This is a genomic window from Actinokineospora sp. HUAS TT18, from assembly GCF_051364635.1.
GTDB lineage: Bacteria > Actinomycetota > Actinomycetes > Mycobacteriales > Pseudonocardiaceae > Actinokineospora.
This window is the reverse complement of the sequence record NZ_CP195645.1, coordinates 2,871,552-2,888,855: the sequence shown is the minus strand read 5'-3', so window position 1 is coordinate 2,888,855 and position 17,304 is coordinate 2,871,552. Positions and strand designations below refer to the sequence as shown.

At 70.8% G+C, this 17,304-nt stretch carries 16 protein-coding genes and 1 riboswitch; of the genes, 15 read left to right on the top strand and 1 reads right to left on the bottom strand.

Features of this window, described 5'->3' with window-relative positions:
* Positions 1-64: 64 nt before the first annotated feature.
* The 12 genes from pgeF to ACSHT8_RS12790 all read left to right on the top strand — a co-directional run bounded on the left by pgeF (position 65) and on the right by ACSHT8_RS12790 (position 11,935).
* Positions 65-769: a peptidoglycan editing factor PgeF gene (gene pgeF / locus ACSHT8_RS12845; RefSeq protein WP_436500904.1), complete on the top strand. Its 705-nt coding sequence runs from the start codon at positions 65-67 to the stop codon at positions 767-769.
* Positions 766-1,476 carry a YggS family pyridoxal phosphate-dependent enzyme gene (locus ACSHT8_RS12840; RefSeq protein ID WP_436500902.1) on the top strand — a complete coding sequence of 237 codons (711 nt, stop codon included), beginning with the start codon at positions 766-768 and terminating at the stop codon, positions 1,474-1,476. Before pgeF ends, ACSHT8_RS12840 begins: the two co-directional genes overlap by 4 nt.
* 58 nt (positions 1,477-1,534) lie before the next feature.
* Positions 1,535-2,176: a cell division protein SepF gene (locus ACSHT8_RS12835; RefSeq protein ID WP_436500900.1), complete on the top strand. Its 642-nt coding sequence runs from the start codon at positions 1,535-1,537 to the stop codon at positions 2,174-2,176.
* 19 nt (positions 2,177-2,195) lie between these two features.
* A complete protein-coding gene (locus tag ACSHT8_RS12830; protein ID WP_436500898.1) occupies positions 2,196-2,480 on the top strand; it encodes a YggT family protein in 285 nt (94 codons plus the stop codon).
* A 49-nt stretch (positions 2,481-2,529) separates the two neighbouring features.
* Complete coding sequence (gene wag31, locus ACSHT8_RS12825) at positions 2,530-3,357, top strand: DivIVA-like cell division protein Wag31 (protein WP_436500896.1); 828 nt, start codon at positions 2,530-2,532, stop codon at positions 3,355-3,357.
* 62 nt (positions 3,358-3,419) lie between these two features.
* The gene (locus ACSHT8_RS12820; protein ID WP_436500894.1) at positions 3,420-3,995 is read left to right on the top strand and encodes a hypothetical protein; all 576 of its coding nucleotides are present in this window, start codon (positions 3,420-3,422) and stop codon (positions 3,993-3,995) included.
* 115 nt (positions 3,996-4,110) lie between these two features.
* Positions 4,111-5,355 carry an MFS transporter gene (locus ACSHT8_RS12815; protein ID WP_436500892.1) on the top strand — a complete coding sequence of 415 codons (1,245 nt, stop codon included), beginning with the start codon at positions 4,111-4,113 and terminating at the stop codon, positions 5,353-5,355.
* Between the two features lie 4 nt (positions 5,356-5,359).
* Positions 5,360-5,644, top strand: coding sequence for a putative quinol monooxygenase (locus ACSHT8_RS12810; protein WP_436500890.1), 285 nt, complete (start codon positions 5,360-5,362; stop codon positions 5,642-5,644).
* 37 nt (positions 5,645-5,681) lie between these two features.
* Positions 5,682-6,323, top strand: a complete 642-nt coding sequence (locus ACSHT8_RS12805) for a ceramidase domain-containing protein (protein WP_436500888.1) — start codon at positions 5,682-5,684, stop codon at positions 6,321-6,323.
* Between the two features lie 3 nt (positions 6,324-6,326).
* On the top strand, positions 6,327-6,821 hold the full coding sequence (locus ACSHT8_RS12800; protein WP_436500886.1) for an N-acetyltransferase family protein: 495 nt from the start codon (positions 6,327-6,329) through the stop codon (positions 6,819-6,821).
* Between the two features lie 236 nt (positions 6,822-7,057).
* Entirely contained in the window at positions 7,058-10,195 is a 3,138-nt protein-coding gene (ileS, locus tag ACSHT8_RS12795) for an isoleucine--tRNA ligase (RefSeq protein ID WP_436500884.1), read from the top strand.
* A 162-nt stretch (positions 10,196-10,357) separates the two neighbouring features.
* Positions 10,358-11,935: a penicillin-binding transpeptidase domain-containing protein gene (locus ACSHT8_RS12790; protein WP_436500882.1), complete on the top strand. Its 1,578-nt coding sequence runs from the start codon at positions 10,358-10,360 to the stop codon at positions 11,933-11,935.
* On the opposite strand, the gene ACSHT8_RS12785 is transcribed toward ACSHT8_RS12790, so the two are convergent.
* Positions 11,932-13,314 (bottom strand): phospholipid carrier-dependent glycosyltransferase, encoded by a 1,383-nt coding sequence (locus ACSHT8_RS12785; RefSeq protein ID WP_436500880.1) that lies wholly within the window; start codon positions 13,312-13,314, stop codon positions 11,932-11,934. The genes ACSHT8_RS12790 and ACSHT8_RS12785 overlap by 4 nt on opposite strands.
* 275 nt (positions 13,315-13,589) lie before the next feature.
* Between ACSHT8_RS12785 and ACSHT8_RS12780 the strand changes: the two genes are divergently transcribed.
* The 3 genes from ACSHT8_RS12780 to ACSHT8_RS12770 all read left to right on the top strand — a co-directional run bounded on the left by ACSHT8_RS12780 (position 13,590) and on the right by ACSHT8_RS12770 (position 17,279).
* On the top strand, positions 13,590-13,865 hold the full coding sequence (locus tag ACSHT8_RS12780) for a DUF167 domain-containing protein (protein WP_436500878.1): 276 nt from the start codon (positions 13,590-13,592) through the stop codon (positions 13,863-13,865).
* A 310-nt stretch (positions 13,866-14,175) separates the two neighbouring features.
* Positions 14,176-15,657 (top strand): potassium/proton antiporter, encoded by a 1,482-nt coding sequence (locus ACSHT8_RS12775; RefSeq protein ID WP_436500876.1) that lies wholly within the window; start codon positions 14,176-14,178, stop codon positions 15,655-15,657.
* Between the two features lie 113 nt (positions 15,658-15,770).
* Positions 15,771-15,885: riboswitch (SAM riboswitch) on the top strand.
* A 35-nt stretch (positions 15,886-15,920) separates the two neighbouring features.
* Positions 15,921-17,279, top strand: coding sequence for an aminotransferase class V-fold PLP-dependent enzyme (locus ACSHT8_RS12770; protein WP_436500874.1), 1,359 nt, complete (start codon positions 15,921-15,923; stop codon positions 17,277-17,279).
* The last annotated feature ends 25 nt before the right edge of the window (positions 17,280-17,304 follow it).

Genomic DNA, 17,304 nt, shown 5'->3' with positions numbered 1-17,304 from the left:
TTACCGCATGTCCGCACTGTTCGCCGAACGGAACCAAGGGTAAGAATTCCGGGGAGGCGGACTAGTGCGGATTCGTCGGGTGGTCACCACGCGTGAAGGTGGGGTGTCGGCGGCACCCTATGAGTCGTTCAACCTCGGGGAGCACGTCGGCGACGATCCCGCCGCCGTCGCCGCGAACCGGGCTCGGCTCGCGAGCGAGCTGGGGCTGGCGCCCGAGCGGCTGGTGTGGATGGAGCAGGTGCACGGCCGGTCGGTGGCCGTCGTGGACGGTCCGCAGGCCGGTCCGGTCGAGGCGACCGACGGGTTGGTGACCGCCGAGCCGAACCTCGCGCTCGTCGTCCTCGTCGCCGACTGCGTGCCCGTGCTGCTCGCCGACGCCACGGCCGGGGTCGTCGGGGCGGTCCACGCCGGCCGGGTCGGCGCGCGGGTCGGGGTGGTACCCACGGCACTGGCCGCCATGAAGGAGGCCGGGGCCGACGCGGACCGCATCGAGGTGCTGCTCGGGCCGTCGGTGTGCGGCGACTGCTACGAGGTGCCGCAGGCGATGCAGACCGACGTGGAGAAGCACCTACCGGGCAGCGCGTGCCGCACCCGCAAGGGCACCGCAGGGCTCGACCTGCGCGCCGGGCTCTGGCGGCAGCTCGCCGACGCCGGGGTCGCGAAGATCGGGATCGACCCGCGGTGCACCAACGAAGATCGTTCTCTGTTCAGTCACCGCAGGGAATCGACCACTGGGCGATTGGCCGCGATCACCTGGTTCGAGCCGTGACGGACCGCGCCGCCGAGATCGCCGCGAACCTCGCCGACGTGCGTGACCGCATCGCCGCGGCGTGCGCCAGAGCCGGTCGCACCCCCTCTGACGTGCGGCTTCTCGCCGTCACCAAGACCTTCCCCGCCTCCGACGCCGCGATCCTGGCCGACCTCGGCGTGCTCGACCTCGCCGAGAACCGCGACCAGGACGCCGCGCCCAAGTCCGACGAGGTCAGGGCGCTGCGGCCGGGCGTGCCGGTGCGCTGGCACATGGTCGGCAGGCTCCAGCGCAACAAGGCCAAGTCCGTCGCGCGGTGGGCCGACGAGGTCCAGTCGGTCGATTCGACCCGCCTCGCCGACGTCCTCGGCGCCGCTGCCGCCGAACGGCCCACGCCACTCGACGTGCTCCTGCAGGCGAGCATCGACGGCGACCCGGCCCGCGGCGGCTGCCCGCTTAGTGATCTTGATTACCTCGCCGATCATGTAATTCGATCGAGTGAACTCCGATTGCGGGGGATCATGGCTGTGGCACCGCTCGGGATGGAACCAGCGGCGGCGTTCGAACGTCTTGCCGGTGCGGCGCAGCAGCTCCGCGCGCTGTATCCAACGGCGCGTGAGCTGTCGTGCGGCATGAGTAACGATCTCGAAGAAGCGGTCGACCACGGGTCGACGTGCGTGCGTGTCGGAACCGCTCTGCTAGGGGGACGAGGGTTAGCCTCCCCTTGACAGGTCAACCATGACTGCGCACGTGGGAACCACGCACGGGGAGTCGCGGAGGAATGCCATGAGCACACTGCAGAAGCTGAAGGCTTACTTCGGAATGGTGCCTGCCGAAGAGCTCGAGGACTACGACGCCGACGACTACGAAGGCCGGGCCTACGGGCGCCGTCCCGAGTACCTCGACGACGACTTCGACGACTACCCCGGCGGCCGCCGCCGGTGGTTCGGGGGTCAGCGCGCGGGCTACCGCGACGACGTCGACGACGACTTCGAGCCGATCGACCGCGGCCGTCCGCGACCGGCCTGGGCTGCGCAGACGTCGCCGTCCGACCCGCAGACCCACGGCGCGCTCGCGATGGACGCCCGGCGTGATCCCGCGCCGCGTCCGCGCCAGCTCGAGGCCCCCGCGCAGGCGGGCGGCTACCCGATGGGCCGCGTCGTGACGCTGCACCCGAGCAGCTACAACGAGGCGCGCACCATCGGCGAGCACTACCGCGACGGGCGCCCGGTGATCATGAACCTGACCGAGATGGACGACGCGAACGCCAAGCGGCTCGTCGACTTCGCGGCCGGGCTGGCCTTCGCGCTGCGGGGCTCCATCGACAAGGTCACGAACAAAGTGTTCTTGATCTCACCGCCCAACGCCGACCCCACCGCGGAGGACAAGCGGCGGTTGGCGGAGGGCGGGTTCGCCACGCGAGGCTGAGAGATGGCAGAGTTGAGCTGTGGAACCAGTGCTTCTCGCCGTCTATTGGGTGTTGTTCACCTTCTGGCTGCTGTTGACCGCCCGGGTGGTCGTCGAGCTTGTGCGCACCTTCGCGCGCGAGTGGCGACCAGCCGGTGGGGTTGCGGTGGCGCTGGAGACCATCTACACAGTGACCGACCCTCCGGTTCGTTTGGTCCGTCGGCTCATACCGACAGTCCGAATCGGCGGCGTAGGCCTGGACCTATCGATTATGGTGCTGCTGCTGGTTGTGTTCATCTTGATGCAACTGGCATATCCCGGGTGATCGGGGAGACTTGGGATGCTGGCAGCCCTGGAGTGCGTGAGGTGATCAGATGTCGTTGACCCCCGCTGACGTGCACAACGTCGCGTTCAGCAAGCCTCCCATCGGCAAGCGGGGCTACAACGAGGACGAGGTGGACGCCTTCCTCGACTTGGTCGAGGTGGAGCTCTCCCGCCTGATCGAGGAGAACAACGACCTGCGCGCGCAGGTCGAGCAGCTCGACGCGCAGTTGGAGTCGGCCCGCGCCGACCTCGACGACGCTCGGACCGGCGGTGGCGTCCCAGCGGCGCCGACCCGGGTCGAGGAGCCGCGTCGGCTCACTCCCGTTCCGCCGCCCAGTGCGCTGGAGCAGACCAGTCCCGGGGGCGGCGGTGATCACCATGTGCAGGCCGCCAAGGTCCTTGGCCTCGCGCAGGAGATGGCCGACCGGCTCACCGGCGAGGCGAAAGCCGAAGCCGACGGGATGCTGGCCGAGGCTCGGACCAAGTCCGAGCAGCTGCTCTCCGACGCCCGGGCGAAGTCCGACACCATGGTCAACGAGGCGCGCACGCGTGCCGAGACCATGCTGAACGACGCGCGGACCCGTGCCGAGACGCTGGAGCGTCAGGCCAGGGAGAAGGCGACCACGCTGGAGCGCGACGCCCAGCGGCAGCACACCGAGATCATCGGCGCGGTGCAGCAGGAACGCACCACGCTGGAGAAGAAGATCGACGAGCTGCGCACCTTCGAGCGTGAGTACCGCACCCGGTTGAAGACCTTCCTCGAGTCCAGCCTCCGTGAGCTCGGCGACCGCGGTTCCGCGGCCCCGACCAGCGAAGGCGGCCGTGGAGCCGGACAGCAGAGCGGCTACTCGTTCGGCCCGCGCGCGGAAGCGGGCTGACCTAGGCAGTCACGGCCGGGTCGCCCTGCGCGGGCGGCCCGGCCGGACAGTAGGGCACAAGGTTGCTGTACATCGTCTTGCTGCTGGTGCTCGGCGCCCTCGGGCTGCTGGTCACCGCTCTCACCACGGCGAACACGCTGTGGGCATGGCTGTCGGTCGGCATCAGTCTCGTCGCCGCGGCCATCCTCGTCCTCGACTGGCTGGGCAACCGGCGCAAGGCGGCGGCCCCGGCCGTGGCTCCTGTCGAAGCCGCCGACGACATCGACGACGCCGTCGACGACGACGCCGATGACTTCGTCGACGACGAGCCCGCGCCGGAACCGGTGATCGAGGCGCCGCCCGCCGCACCTGAGGTGCCGCTGGGCGCTTCGGTCGAAGTGGACCCGGAGGCCGAACCCGCCGAGGAGTCGACCGACGCGGCCGACCTGCTGGTGATCTCCGGCCTGACCGCCGACGTGCGGGTGCTCGACGAGCGGCCGCGCTACCACCTGCCCAAGTGCGGGTGGCTGGCGAACCGGCCGTCGATCCCGCTGCCGATCTCCGAGGCCCGCCAGCTCGGCTTCACCCCGTGCGCGGTGTGCTCGCCGGACGCGGCCTTGGCGGCCAAGCACCGCGCGGGCCGGGGCGCCCGGCAATAACATGGCGCGCCCTCCGGGCGCGCGGCTCGGCCGCTCGGCCGCTAGCGGGCAATAATGCGATCGCGGCCTGCCAGATCTCCGTGGCACAGTGGACTGAGCCGAACAAGGGGGTCGCGTGGCTGGGGACAGCTCGGTCCAGGCCGATGCGCCTGTCGCACCGCCGCGTCTCGGCCGTGACTTCGGCAAGCTCTGGGGCGCGTTCGCCGCGTCCAACCTCGGCGACGGCATCGCGCTGGCCGCCGGCCCGCTGCTCGTGGCCTCCCTCACCAGCGACCCGGCGCTGATCTCCGGGGCCGCGGCCGTGCAGCAGCTGCCGTGGCTGCTCTTCTCACTGATCAGCGGCGCCTACGTCGACCGGCTGGACCGGCGGAAGCTGATCATCGTCGTCAACATCCTGCGTGCGTCGGTCATCGCCGGGCTGGCGGCGGCGGTGTGGACCGGCGCGGTGACGATCCCGCTGATCTACGTGGCGTTCTTCCTGGTCGGCGTCGCGGAGACGTTCGCGGACAACGCGGGCGGCGCGATGATCCCCGCGGTGGTCGACAAGGAACTGCTGCCGAAAGCCAACGCGCGGCTGACCGCGGTGCACATGGTCGGCAACATGATGATCGCCCCGCCGGTCGGCGCCGCGGTGTTCGTCATCGCCGCGGCGCTGCCGTTCGGCATCAACGCGGTGGGCTTCCTGGTCGCGGCGGCGCTGATGGCGTCGATCCGCTACCGGCCGGAGCCGGTCGAGGTCACCGAGCGCAAGCCGCTGCGGGTGGAGATCGTCGAGGGGCTCAAGTGGCTTTGGGCGCACCGGCTGGTCCGGGTGCTCGCGGTCTGCCTGTGCCTGATGAACATCACGTTCTTCGGCCCGTTCTCGATCCTGGTGCTCTACTCCCGCGAACACCTCGGCCTGCCCGAGATCGGCTTCGGCGCGCTGCTGGCCACGAGCGCGGTCGGCGGCCTGCTCGGCACCCTCGCCGTCAGCAGGCTGCAGAAGCGCCTCGGTGACGGCGCGCTGCTGCGGATCGGCTTGGTCGTGGAGACCGTGACCCACTTCGCCCTGGCCCTGGCCACCGACGAGTGGCTGGCGGGGGCGATCCTGCTGGTCTTCGGCGCCCACGGCGCGATCTGGGGCGTGGTGTCGATGTCAGTCCGCCACCGCGTGGTGCCCGACCGGCTGCGCGGGCGGGTGGGCAGCGTGTACTACCTGCTGGTCATCGGCGGGGCGGCCATCGGCTCGCTGCTGGGCGGCCTCGCCGCGCGAGCGTGGGGCGTCACGGCCCCGTTCTGGCTGGCCGGGTCGGCGATGGTCGTGCTGTCGGTGTTCGCATGGCGGCACTTCTCGGCGTCGGCCTTCGCTGAGGAAGAATGATCGCGTGCTGGATCTGATCGTCATCATCACCGTCAAGGACACCGCCGACGTACCCGCCGTGGCCGACGCGCTCACCAGGATGCGGCCGATGTGCCTGGCCGAGCCGGGCTGCGTGAGCTGGGAGGCGCTGCACTCCGAGGATGACCCGCGCCGGTTCACCCTGGTGGAGCGCTGGGAGACCCGCGAGCTGTGGGACGCCCACGGCGACCTGGACGCCATCCAGCAGGTGTACCTGCCGGAGATCCTGCCGCGCGTCGACCGCGAGGTGCACGTGTCGCGGCGGCTCTGACACTCGCTGTTCACGCGGGTCGGGCAGGCTTGGCGCCGTGCCGGTCGACGCCTACTGCGAGCGGACGGACCCGTCGTTCTGGTCCGAGCCCGCCAACGCGGTCACCAACCTCGCGTTCCTGATCGCGGCCTTCTACGCCTACCGCTACGCCGCTCGCGGCCGCGTCCCGGCGTCGGTGGCGGTCCTGGTGCTGCTGCTGGTGGCGATCGGCCTGGGCAGCTTCACCTTCCACACCGTCGCGACGCGGTGGGCGGCGGCGCTCGACACGACGCCGATCCTGGCGTTCATGCTGACCTACGTCGCCGTCTTCGCCCGCCTGTTCCTGGAGATCCCGTGGCGCCGCGCGTGGCTGGCGATCCCGGTCTTCATCGCGTTCGCGGCGGCGCTGAATCTGGTGGTTCGGGGGACGTATGTGCCAGCTTTGCTGGGGATGTTCGTCTTCGCGGGCTGGCTCTGGGCGCGCGGGGAGCGGAGGTTCGCGGGCTGGTTCGCCGGGATCGGGGTGCTGTTCGGGGTGTCGCTGACGCTGCGGACCATCGACGGACCGGTGTGCGGTTCCTTCCCCCTCGGCACCCACTTCGCCTGGCATTTGCTGAACGCGACAGTGCTGTACCTGCTGATCCGGGTCGCCGTGGACCGTGCGACGCTTCCGGCACGGACCAGCGACCCGACGGAGTGACCTGTGCGCGTTGAGACCACCGCCGACCCCGCCGACGCGGCGGGCCTGGCAGATGTCCTGCTCGACTGTGTCGCGGGCGGGGCCAGCGTCGGGTTCCTCGACGACCTCAACCGCGAAGCCGCCACCGAGTGGTGGCTCGCCGCCCTCGCCCAGCCGGACACCGTCACCTGGGTGGCCAAGGACGCCGGGCGCGTCGTCGGCTGCGTGCGGCTGCTGCTCGTCGGCAACCCCAACGGCGCCCACCGCGCCGAGGTCGCCAAGCTCCTCGTGCACCGCGACGCCCGGGGTCAGGGCGTCGCCGGAAAGCTGCTCGACGCCCTCGAAACAACCGCCCGCGACCTGAACCGGACCCTGCTCATCCTCGACACCCACACCGGCAGCCCCGCCGAATCGCTCTACGAACGCCGTGGCTGGAAGCGGGTCGGCACGGTCGAGGACTACGCCGCCACACCCGACGGGACGCTCATCGCCACGACGTTCATGTCGATCCGGCTCTGAATCAGTTGCGCGCACCGGTTACCCTTGACCCAAGAGCGCTGATCCGGCCATCACCGGGGAGCTTCCGGAAGAACGGGCGCGAGCCCCAGTAGAACCGGACGGGACGGCCCGTCACAGCCGACCATGAGCGGTCACCTTCGGGTGGCAAGCGGGGTGGTACCGCGGCCCGCGCCTGCAGGTAGGCGCGCGTGTCGTCCCCGTGTGGGTCCGACCGATCCGTACGAGGAGTGCCACCGATGCCGTACCCCAAGGCGCATCACGGCGAGCATGGCGTGGTTGCCGCGCAGCCGTCGTTCCCCACGCTCGAAGCCGCCGTGCTCGACTACTGGGCGGCCGACCGGACCTTCCAGGCCACTGTGGACGCCCGGCCCGCCGGTGACAACGGCGACAACGAGTTCGTCTTCTACGACGGCCCGCCCTTCGCCAACGGCCTGCCGCACTACGGCCACCTGCTGACCGGCTACGTCAAGGACGTCGTCCCGCGCTACCAGACCATGCGCGGCAGGCACGTCGAGCGCCGGTTCGGCTGGGACACCCACGGCCTGCCCGCCGAGGTTGAGGCCGAGAAGCAGCTCGGGTTCTCGTCGAAGAGCGAGATCGAGGACTTCGGCATCGAGAAGTTCAACGAGGCGTGCCGCACCTCGGTCCTGCGCTACACCGACCAGTGGCGCGACTACGTCACCCGGCAGGCGCGCTGGGTCGACTTCGACAACGACTACAAGACCCTCGACCTGGACTACATGGAAAGCGTCATGTGGGCCTTCAAGTCCTTGCACGACAAGGGTTTGATCTACGAGGGCTTCCGCGTGCTGTGGTACTGCTGGCGCTGCGAGACGCCGCTGTCGAACACCGAGACCAAAATGGACGACACCTACCGGGACCGGCAGGACCCGGCGGTGACCGTCGGCCTGCGGCTGCTCGCGCCCGGCACCGACCTCGACGGCGTGCAGGCCCTGGTCTGGACGACGACCCCGTGGACGCTGCCGTCCAACCTCGCCGCCGCCGTGCACCGCGACGTCGACTACGTCGTGGTGTCCGCGGGCGACAAGCGCTACCTGCTCGCCGAGGCGCGCGTCGCCGCGTACGCCCGCGAGCTGGGCGAGGAGCCCGAGGTTCTGGCCCGCTACAAGGGTTCCGACCTGCTGGGCACGAAGTACGCGCCGCCGTTCGACTTCTTCGTCGGCCGGGAGAACGCCCACCAGGTGCTCGCCGCCGACTACGTCACCACCGAGGACGGCACGGGCATCGTGCACATCGCCCCGGCCTTCGGTGAGGAGGACAAGCTCGTCACCGACGCCGCCGGGATCGAGGTCGTCATCCCGGTCGACCCGCACGGCCGGTTCACCAGCGAAGTGGCGCCCTACGAGGGGTTGCAGGTCTTCGAGGCGAACAAGCCGATCATCCGCGACCTCAAAGACGCGGGCCTGCTGCTGCGCCACGAGACCTACGACCACCCGTACCCGCACTGCTGGCGCTGCGACAACGCGCTGATCCAGCGCGCGGTGTCGTCGTGGTTCATCGCGGTCAGCAAGTTCAAGGACCGCATGGTCGAGCTGAACGGGCAGATCAACTGGGTGCCCGGGCACATCAAGGACGGCCAGTTCGGCAAGTGGCTGGAGAACGCGCGCGACTGGAACATCAGCCGCAACCGGTTCTGGGGCTCGCCGATCCCGGTGTGGGTGTCGGACGACCCGGACTACCCGCGCGTGGACGTCTACGGCTCGCTGGACGAGATGGAGCGCGACTTCGGGGTGCGCCCGACCGACCTGCACCGGCCGTACGTCGACGAGCTGACCAGGCCCAACCCGGACGACCCGACCGGGAAGTCGGTCATGCGCCGGGTGCCGGAGGTGCTCGACTGCTGGTTCGAGTCGGGCTCGATGTCCTTCGCCCAGGTGCACTACCCGTTCGAGAACGCCGAGTGGTTCGACAACCACTACCCCGGCGACTTCATCGTGGAGTACAACGGCCAGACCCGTGGCTGGTTCTACACGATGCACGTCATCGCGACGGCGCTGTTCGACCGGCCCGCGTTCGTCAACTGCGTGGCGCACGGGATCGTGCTGGGCGACGACGGGCAGAAGATGTCCAAGTCGCGCAAGAACTACCCGGACGTCAACGAGGTGTTCGACCGCGACGGCTCCGACGCCATGCGCTGGTTCCTCATGGCCAGCCCGATCCTGCGCGGCGGCGACCTCGTCGTCACCGAGCGCGGCATCCGCGACGCCGTGCGCCAGGCCGTGCTGCCGCTGTGGAACACGTGGTACTTCCTCGCGCTCTACGCCAACGCGGAGAACAAGGAGGGCACCTGGCGGGTCGACTCCACCAACGTGCTCGACCGCTACATCCTGGCCAAGACCCGCGGCCTGGTGGAGTCGGTGACCACGTCGATGGACACCTACGACATCTCCGGGGCGTGTCTGTCGGTGCGCGAGTACCTGGAGGTGCTGACCAACTGGTACGTGCGCCGCTCGCGCGACCGGTTCTGGTCGGGCGAGACCGACGCGGTCGACACCCTGCACACCGTGCTGGAGGTCGTGTCGAGGTTGACCGCCCCGCTGCTCCCGCTGACCGCGGAGGCCGTGTGGCGCGGGCTCACCGGCGAGCGCTCGGTGCACCTGGCCGACTGGCCGGACGCCGCGGCGCTGCCCGCCGACGACGAGTTGGTCGCGGGCATGGACCGGGTCCGGCAGGTGTGCTCGTCGGCCTCGGCGCTGCGCAAGGCCAACAAGCTGCGTGTGCGGCTGCCGCTGGCGAAGCTGCTGGTCGCGGCCACGGACGCGGCCGTGCTGGAGCCGTTCACCGACCTGATCCGCGACGAGGTCAACGTCAAGGCGGTCGAGCTGACCACCGACGTCGCCGCGCACGGGCACTTCGAGCTGGTGGTCAACGCCCGCGCCTGCGGGCCGCGCCTCGGGCCGGACGTGCAGAAGGTGATCAAGGCCGTCAAGGCGGGCGAGTGGACGACCACCGAGTCCGGTGCCGTCGTGGCCGCCGGGATCGAACTGCTCGACGGCGAGTACGAGCGGCGGCTCGTGGCCACCGACCCCGGTGCCACCGCCGAGCTGCCCGCCAGCTCCGGGCTGGTCGTGCTCGATACCGAGGTCACCCCGGAGCTGACGGCCGAGGGCGTGGCGCGTGACCTGATCCGGGTCGTGCAGCAGGCCCGCCGCGACGCCGGGTTCGACGTGTCCGACCGGATCAGCCTGGTCGTGCAGGCGCCGGAGGACGTGGTGGCCGCGGTGCGCACGCACGAGGCGACGGTCGCCGGGGACACGCTGGCCGAGTCGGTCGGCTACGCCGAGGTCGCGGACGGCTTCGCGGGCTCGGTGGGCGACGGGGTCGACGTCGTGGTGGCGGTCACCCGTCGGTAGATAACGTCACGAGGTGGTTTCAGGGAAGCGGCTTTCCGACGCGGGGAGCCGCTTTCCTGGCATCTTGGGGTGTGCGCGACTGTCGCGCATCGGGGGATTTTCGCGTCGTACTGGGGGTACAACGTGTCATCCACGCGTAAACGCGTGATTTTGTCCATTGGCGTGGGCCTGGTGATTGTCTGCCTGGGCGCCGCCATCTACACGGTGTGGCCGCGCCAGCGGGTGGCGGCCGACACCAAGCCGACGAAGGCCGCGCAGGCGCAGCTGACGGCCGCGCAGGTCGGGGAGCGGTTCCTGAAGGCGCTGTCGGTCCAGGACTTCACGGCCGCGGCCGCGGTGACCACCGACAATCAGGCCGCCGCGTCGTCGCTGACCGCGATCAAGGCCAAGCTCAAGCCCGCCAAGATCACCGCGGCGTGGACGGCGGCGCCCGCCCCGGCCGCGGGCGCCACGGAGGTCGCGGTGCCGTTCCAGTGGACGTGGGCATTCGGCGAGCAGGAGTGGGCGTATCCGAGCACGTTCACGCTGGTCAACCGTGGGCAATGGCAGGTGCGCTGGGAGACCACCCTCGTGCATCCGAAGCTGACGCCCGGGGTCGCGCTGGACGTCAAGGTCCCCGCCGCGGCCGCGAACGCGGTGGTGGACAAAGACGGCCAACCGCTGATGAGCTGGGTCGGCAACGAGGCCAAGGCGATCGACCCGGCGCTGGCCCCGCTGCTCACCCCCGGCATCAAGCGGCTGGCCGCCACGGCACCGTCGGCCCCGACACCCACGGTCGTGCTGGTGGACGCGGCGGGCAAGGACCTGGAACGGCTGTTCGGCACCGAGGTGAAGCCCGCCGAGCCGCTGAAGTCGACCCTGGGGGTGACCGCGCAGAAGGCGGCCCAGGCGGCGGTGGACTCGGCGTCGGGACCGGCCATGCTGGTCGCCATCCAGCCGTCGACCGGCGGCATCCTGGCCGTCGCGCAGAACGCGGCGGCGGGGGAGAGTCCGAAGGCGCTCAACGGCCTCTACCCGCCCGGCTCGACGTTCAAGATCGCTACGGCCGCCGCGGTGCTGGACTCGGGCAAGGCGACCGTCGACACGGTGCTCCCGTGTCCCGAGCGCCAGACGATCGGCACCCGCAGCGTGAAGAACGCGGGGTTCGGCCTGCCCGACAGCCCGCTGCACACCGCGTTCGCGCGATCGTGCAACACGACTTTCGCGTCGCTGGCGAGCGAGCTGCCCGCCAACGCCTTGCCGGAGGCGGCCGCGCGGTTCGGGCTGGCCGCGGACTTCGAGGTGCCCGGGATGACCACCCAGACCGGCGTGGTCCGACCGTCGTCGGGCACGCCGGAGCAGGTGGAGAACAGCATCGGCCAGGGCACTGTGCAGACCAGCCCGTTCGGCGTCGCCCTGATGAGCGCCACGGTCGCGGCGGGCAAGCCGGTCACGCCGAAGCTGTTCACCACGGTCGAGACCAACGTGAAGTCGGGCTACCGGGCGCCGTCCGGCGCCACCATCTCCGCCCTCCGCTCGATGATGCGCGAGGTCGTCACCTCGGGCACCGGGAAGTCGCTGGCCAAGTACGGCGCGGTGTCCGGCAAGACCGGGACCGCCCAGTTCGGCGACGGTTCCCAGGCGCACGGCTGGTTCACCGGCTACCGGGGCGACGTCGCGTTCGCGGTGCTCGTCGAAGGGGCGGGCTCGTCGGAACCGGCCGTCGCGGTCACCGGCAGGTTCCTGGCGGGTCTGGGCTAGTCGACCGCGCGGAGTTCGATCTGGGCGCCGCCGTCGCCGAACACGGCCACCAGCCGACTGCGTTCAGCGACGGCGGCCAGCCCGGACCGGAGGTCGGCCCGGAGCGCGGGGGTGACCAGAAGCCATGACACGCCAGGGCATCCGGGGGCGCATTCGGCCGGACGGGTGGTGACCGCGGTCGGGCGGCCGCCGCGGACGAGTTCGACCCAGGTCGTCTCGTCGGTCATGACCACCGAGTCCGGCAGGTTCACCCGCAGCCACGTGGCCGCGTCCCCGCTCGGGCCGTGGTCGGCGGCCGACGCCGCGCTGATCCCGCCGATCCAGGCGGGAACGGTGAAGACCGTGACGGTGAGCGCCAGGGCGATCGTCGGCGCCAGGAACGGCCGGACCAGGGTGTGCCTGCCGATCCGCGCCCGGTGCGTCACGCCGCACTCGATGGTGCCCGCGATCAGCAGCGCGCCCAGCGGCAGGAGCACCGTCACCGCGCCGCTCCCCGGCCCGCCGGGGATGACCGCGACGACGATCAGCGACAGCACGCCGACGGCCAGCGGTCGCAGCCGGTAGGAGAACAGCGCCCCCACGGCGGCGAAGACCCCGGTGGCGGCGAGCACCGGGTCGAGGCCCACCCACTGCTCCGACACCGGTCCGTCACCCGCGAGATGGAGGCCGTCGAACACGGCGGTGGCGCCGAGGCCGATGCCTACGCCGAGGGTGGCCATCGAGGCCAGCATGAGGGTCAAGCGCTTGCGCCTGCGTCGCCACACCAGCCACCCGGCGCACGGTGCCAGCGCCAGCGTCACCGGGGCGGTGATCACCGCGATCACCAGGAACGCCGTCGCCCACAGGTCGGGGGCGAGCGAGCGGTGGCGGTTGTGTGTCCACAGTAGACCGAGACCGGCCAGCGCCCACGGCAGTGCCGCGTTCTCGGGTCGGACCGTGGTGGACATCGACACCGCCAGCGGCGACAACGCGACCATGATGACCGCGCCCGCGGCCGTCCACCGCGACAACGCCATCCGCCGGGCGAACAACCAGATCAACAGCGCGCAAACAGCGGCGACGAAGATCATCGCCTCCCGCACGGCGGCCAGCGCGGTGGTGTGCCGGGCGAACGCGTCGGCGACGGCGGTGTAGCCGCCGATCTGCAACCAGGCCAGCGGCGCGGAAGCCGCGCTGACCGGGTCGAGCGACTGCCCCAGCTCCGCGAGCGCGAACACCTGGGCGACGTGGTGGGTTTCCGTTGGCTGGGCAGGGGAATCGATGACGGCGACGCGCAGTGCGGCGGTCAGCCCGGCCAGGCCGAGCGGCACGGCGAGTCGGTGCAGGGTGCGGCCCGCCACCAGCGCGCGGGCCTCCACGCGCCAGCGCCAGGAACGCAAGGTGAAACGGGCCGAATTCAGGACGCTCCAACGGTGTGCGGTCATATGGTCGCCCGGGTTCGACGGGCATCTCCTTGTGGGGGTGGGGTTTCCGGAGCCGCGGTTCGACAATGGTAAACCGATGATCACGCCCTTGCGTACTGCAACTTTCCGTTAAGCGGCGTAGCGGCCTTACGGGTGATGCTGGAGCGCTTGATGCGCCGAATGGGTGTAACTCTTAGGCCCATGTGCCCACTCTGGTCGGGGCTATGTTGGACGTGTCGTGAGGGGGTGTGGTGTTGCGGTTCGGGGTTCGGGTCAAGCCTGGGGTGCGCAAGGCCCGTGTTGGCGGACGCTGGGGGGATGGCGACACGCTGGTTGTCGCCGTGGCCGCGCCCGCGGTTGAGGGGAAGGCCAATGAGGCGGTGCGGCGGGCTGTGGCCGAGGCGTTTGGGGTGCGGCGGCAGGATGTGGTGATCGTTTCGGGGGAGCGGGGGCGGGACAAGGTTCTGGTCATCGATCCCGCGCCGGACGATGCGGCGAAAATCCTGGCCCGGTTGCTCGAAGAATAAATAGCCGAACCGGAGCCCCGAATAACGCAAGTTCACAACGCGAATGCCTGTTTGGGTGGTTCGCCTTGATTCGGGGCAAATGGGCCTAAACGCGTGGTGCGGGTGGGGTTCCTTCGCCCCGCCGTGTGACCCGCACAGGCCCATTTGGAGGGGTCCCCGAATCAAGGCGAACCACCCAAACAGGCACCCCGCGCACACCGGCGACGGATTGGCGACCTGATCCACACCAGGTGAGAGAAATCTCGGAGCGCGCCCACGCCCCGCCCACGGGGGAGAATGCCCCCATCGTTCGACGACCCCAGGAGGTGGCGTGCCCGATCTGACCGTGGCGCTGGGTATCGGTGCGGCCGTGATTCTGGTGGCCGTGCTGGCGGTGCGCGTGTCGGTGCGGGTCGGCCTGCCCTCTCTCCTGCTCTACCTCGGCATCGGCGTCCTCCTCGGCGAGGCCGGATTCGGAATCGAGTTCTCCAACGCCGAGCTGACCCAGGCCCTAGGTCTCGCGGCCCTGGTGTTGATCCTCACCGAAGGTGGCCTGACCACCCGCTGGGACGAGGTGAAACCGGCGCTGTGGCCAGGGATCGCACTGTCCACAGTGGCGGTCGCCATCAGCGTCGGCGTCGCCGGGGTGGCGCTTCACCTGATCTTGGGTTTCGACTGGCGCCTGGCACTGCTCTGGGGCGCGGTCCTGGCTTCGACCGACGCCGCCGCCGTGTTCAGTGTCCTGCGGAATCTCTCGGTCACGCGCAGGCTGGTCGGGTCGCTGGAGTTGGAGTCCGGGCTCAACGACGCCCCCTGCTACATCGCCGTCGTGCTGCTGACCTCGTCGGACCCGATCACCTGGAAGCTGCCGCTCACCCTGACCTACGAGCTCGGGGTCGGTGCCGTGGTCGGCTTGGGGCTCGGGTGGCTGGGTGTCCACGCGCTGCGGCGTGCGGCGCTGCCCGCGACCGGTCTCTACCCGCTGGCCACCGTGGCGGTGTGCGTGCTCGCGTTCGCGACGGGGCAGTTCATCCACGCCTCCGGGCTGCTGGCGACCTACGTCGCGGGCCTGGTGCTGGGCAACTCCAAGCTGCCGCACCGGGCCGACACCGTCTCGTTCGCCGAGGGGCTCGGCTGGTTGGCCCAGATCGGCCTGTTCGTCCTCTTGGGACTCTTCGCCTCGCCGTCGCGGCTGCTCGACGCGATCGTGCCAGGACTGGTGGCCGGGGCGGTGGTGACGCTGCTGGCCCGGCCGCTTTCCGTGCTGCTGACGATGACCCCGTTCCGCGTGCCATGGCGAGAACAGGTGTTCCTCTCCTGGGCGGGCCTGCGCGGCGCCGTGCCGATTGTGCTGGCCATGATCCCGCTGTCGCAGGGGGTCGACGGGGCGAACCAACTGGTCGACGCCGTGTTTGTACTGGTCATCGTGCTGACGCTGGTGCAAGGGGGCACGCTGCGGCTGCTGTCGAAGGCACTGCGGCTCGACACCAGCGCCAGCGCGCGGGAGATCGACGTCGACGTGTCCGCGCTGGACGAGTTGGACGCCGAATTGCTCCAGGTCACCATCCCCGCGGGCTCGAAACTGCACGGCGTCTACCTGGCGGAGCTGCGGCTTCCACCCGGCGCCACGGTCAGCCTGGTCGCGCGCGACGGCAAGGGATTCACCCCGGGCCCGACGACCCGACTGCAGGAGGGTGACCAAGTGCTCGTGGTCACCACGCAGGCGGTCCGCTCGGCCACCGAGACGCGGATCAGGGCGGTCGATCGCGCGGGCCGCTATGCGCGCTGGAAAGGTGAAGCCGGAAACGGCTGACAATTGCGCAACGGCGATTCACGCGTATTCGCAATGGAACCGCGAATCGGGTGATTCCCAAGATCTGGACGGGGATGCGCGGGAGGCGGCCCATCGGTTAATGTCGAGGCCAAGGTCATGAGCGCCAGCGTCAAGCCCCGGCTAGCTGGACGGCAACCCTCCTCCGCGGTGGGGTGCCCCGGGTGAGGACCCGGCCCGTCGCGTGGTGCGAGCGGGCAAGCGCGGACCCTGTGTCGGGGTCCCCCGGACCCCCGGAGCCAGCCATGACGCTCGCCCTGCCGACCGCCCGAGTCGCCGAGTCCTGTGAGACCACCGTGCCGTCCGTCGTCGGTGCCCGCCTGACCGTGCCGCTGCTCGACGGCCGCCAGGTCTCCTACGCCAACCTCGACCACGCCGCCAGCGCGCCCTGTCTGGACGCCGTCCGCGACGCCGTCGACGAGTTGCTGCCCTGGTACGCCAGCGTGCACCGGGGCGCCGGGTTCGCCTCCCAGGTGTGCACCCGCGTCTACGGCCAGGCCCGCGACACGCTGCGGAAGTTCGTCGGCGCGCGGCCCTCCGACGCGGTCGTGTTCACCCGCAACACCACCGACAGCCTCAACCTGCTGGCCCGCTCGCTGCCCAAGGGCACGTCGGTCGTGCTGTTCGACACCGAGCACCACGCCGCGCTGCTGCCGTGGCGCGGGCCGCGCGTGCACCGCGTCGAGACCCCGGCCCACGCGGGTGACACCGTGCTCGCCCTCGACGCCGCGCTCGCCGAGTGCCCGGTCGGGCCGCGGCTGGTCGTGCTGACCGGCGCGTCCAACGTGACGGGCGAGGTGTGGCCGGTCGCCGCGCTGGCCGCCGTCGCCCGCAGGCACGGCGCCCGGGTGGCGCTCGACGCCGCGCAACTCGCGCCGCACCGGCCGGTCGACATCAAGGCGCTCGACGTCGACTACGTCGTGCTCTCCGGCCACAAGCTCTACGCCCCGTTCGGCGCGGGCGCCCTCATCGGGCGGTCCGACTGGCTGCAGGCCGCCGACCCGTACCTGGTGGGCGGCGGCGCCACCCGCCAGGTCGTGGACTGGGGCGACCGGCTCGGAGTGGCGTGGACCGCGGTGCCCGAGCGGCACGAGGCAGGTTCGCCCAACGTCGTCGGTGTGCACGCGCTGGCCGTGGCCTGCGAGACCCTGGCCGAGGACTGGGCGGGCGTCGCCGCGCACGAGCGGGCGCTGTTCGCCCGGCTGCGCGCGGGCCTGACCGCCATCCCCGGGCTGCGGGTGCTGGAGCTGTTCGGCCCCGAGCAGGACCGGGTCGGCGTGCTCAGCTTCAGCATCGACGGCCTCGACGCGGGCCTCGCCGCCGCCGCGCTGTCGGCCGAACACGGCATCGGCGTGCGCGACGGCGCGTTCTGCGCCCACATCGCCACCCGCAGGCTGCTCGGCAGGGTGGGCGCGGAGGAGCAGCGGGCGGTGCGGGCGAGCATCGGGCTGGGCACGACCGCCGAGCACATCGACCGGCTGATCTCCGCGCTGCGCTCGCTGGCCGCCGACGGACCGGCCTTCCGCTACGCCGAAGTCGACGGCCGCTGGACCCCGGCCGACGACGACCGGCCGCTGCCGGGGTTCCTGCGCCAGACGCACTGACCAGCCGTTCGCGCACACCATGGAC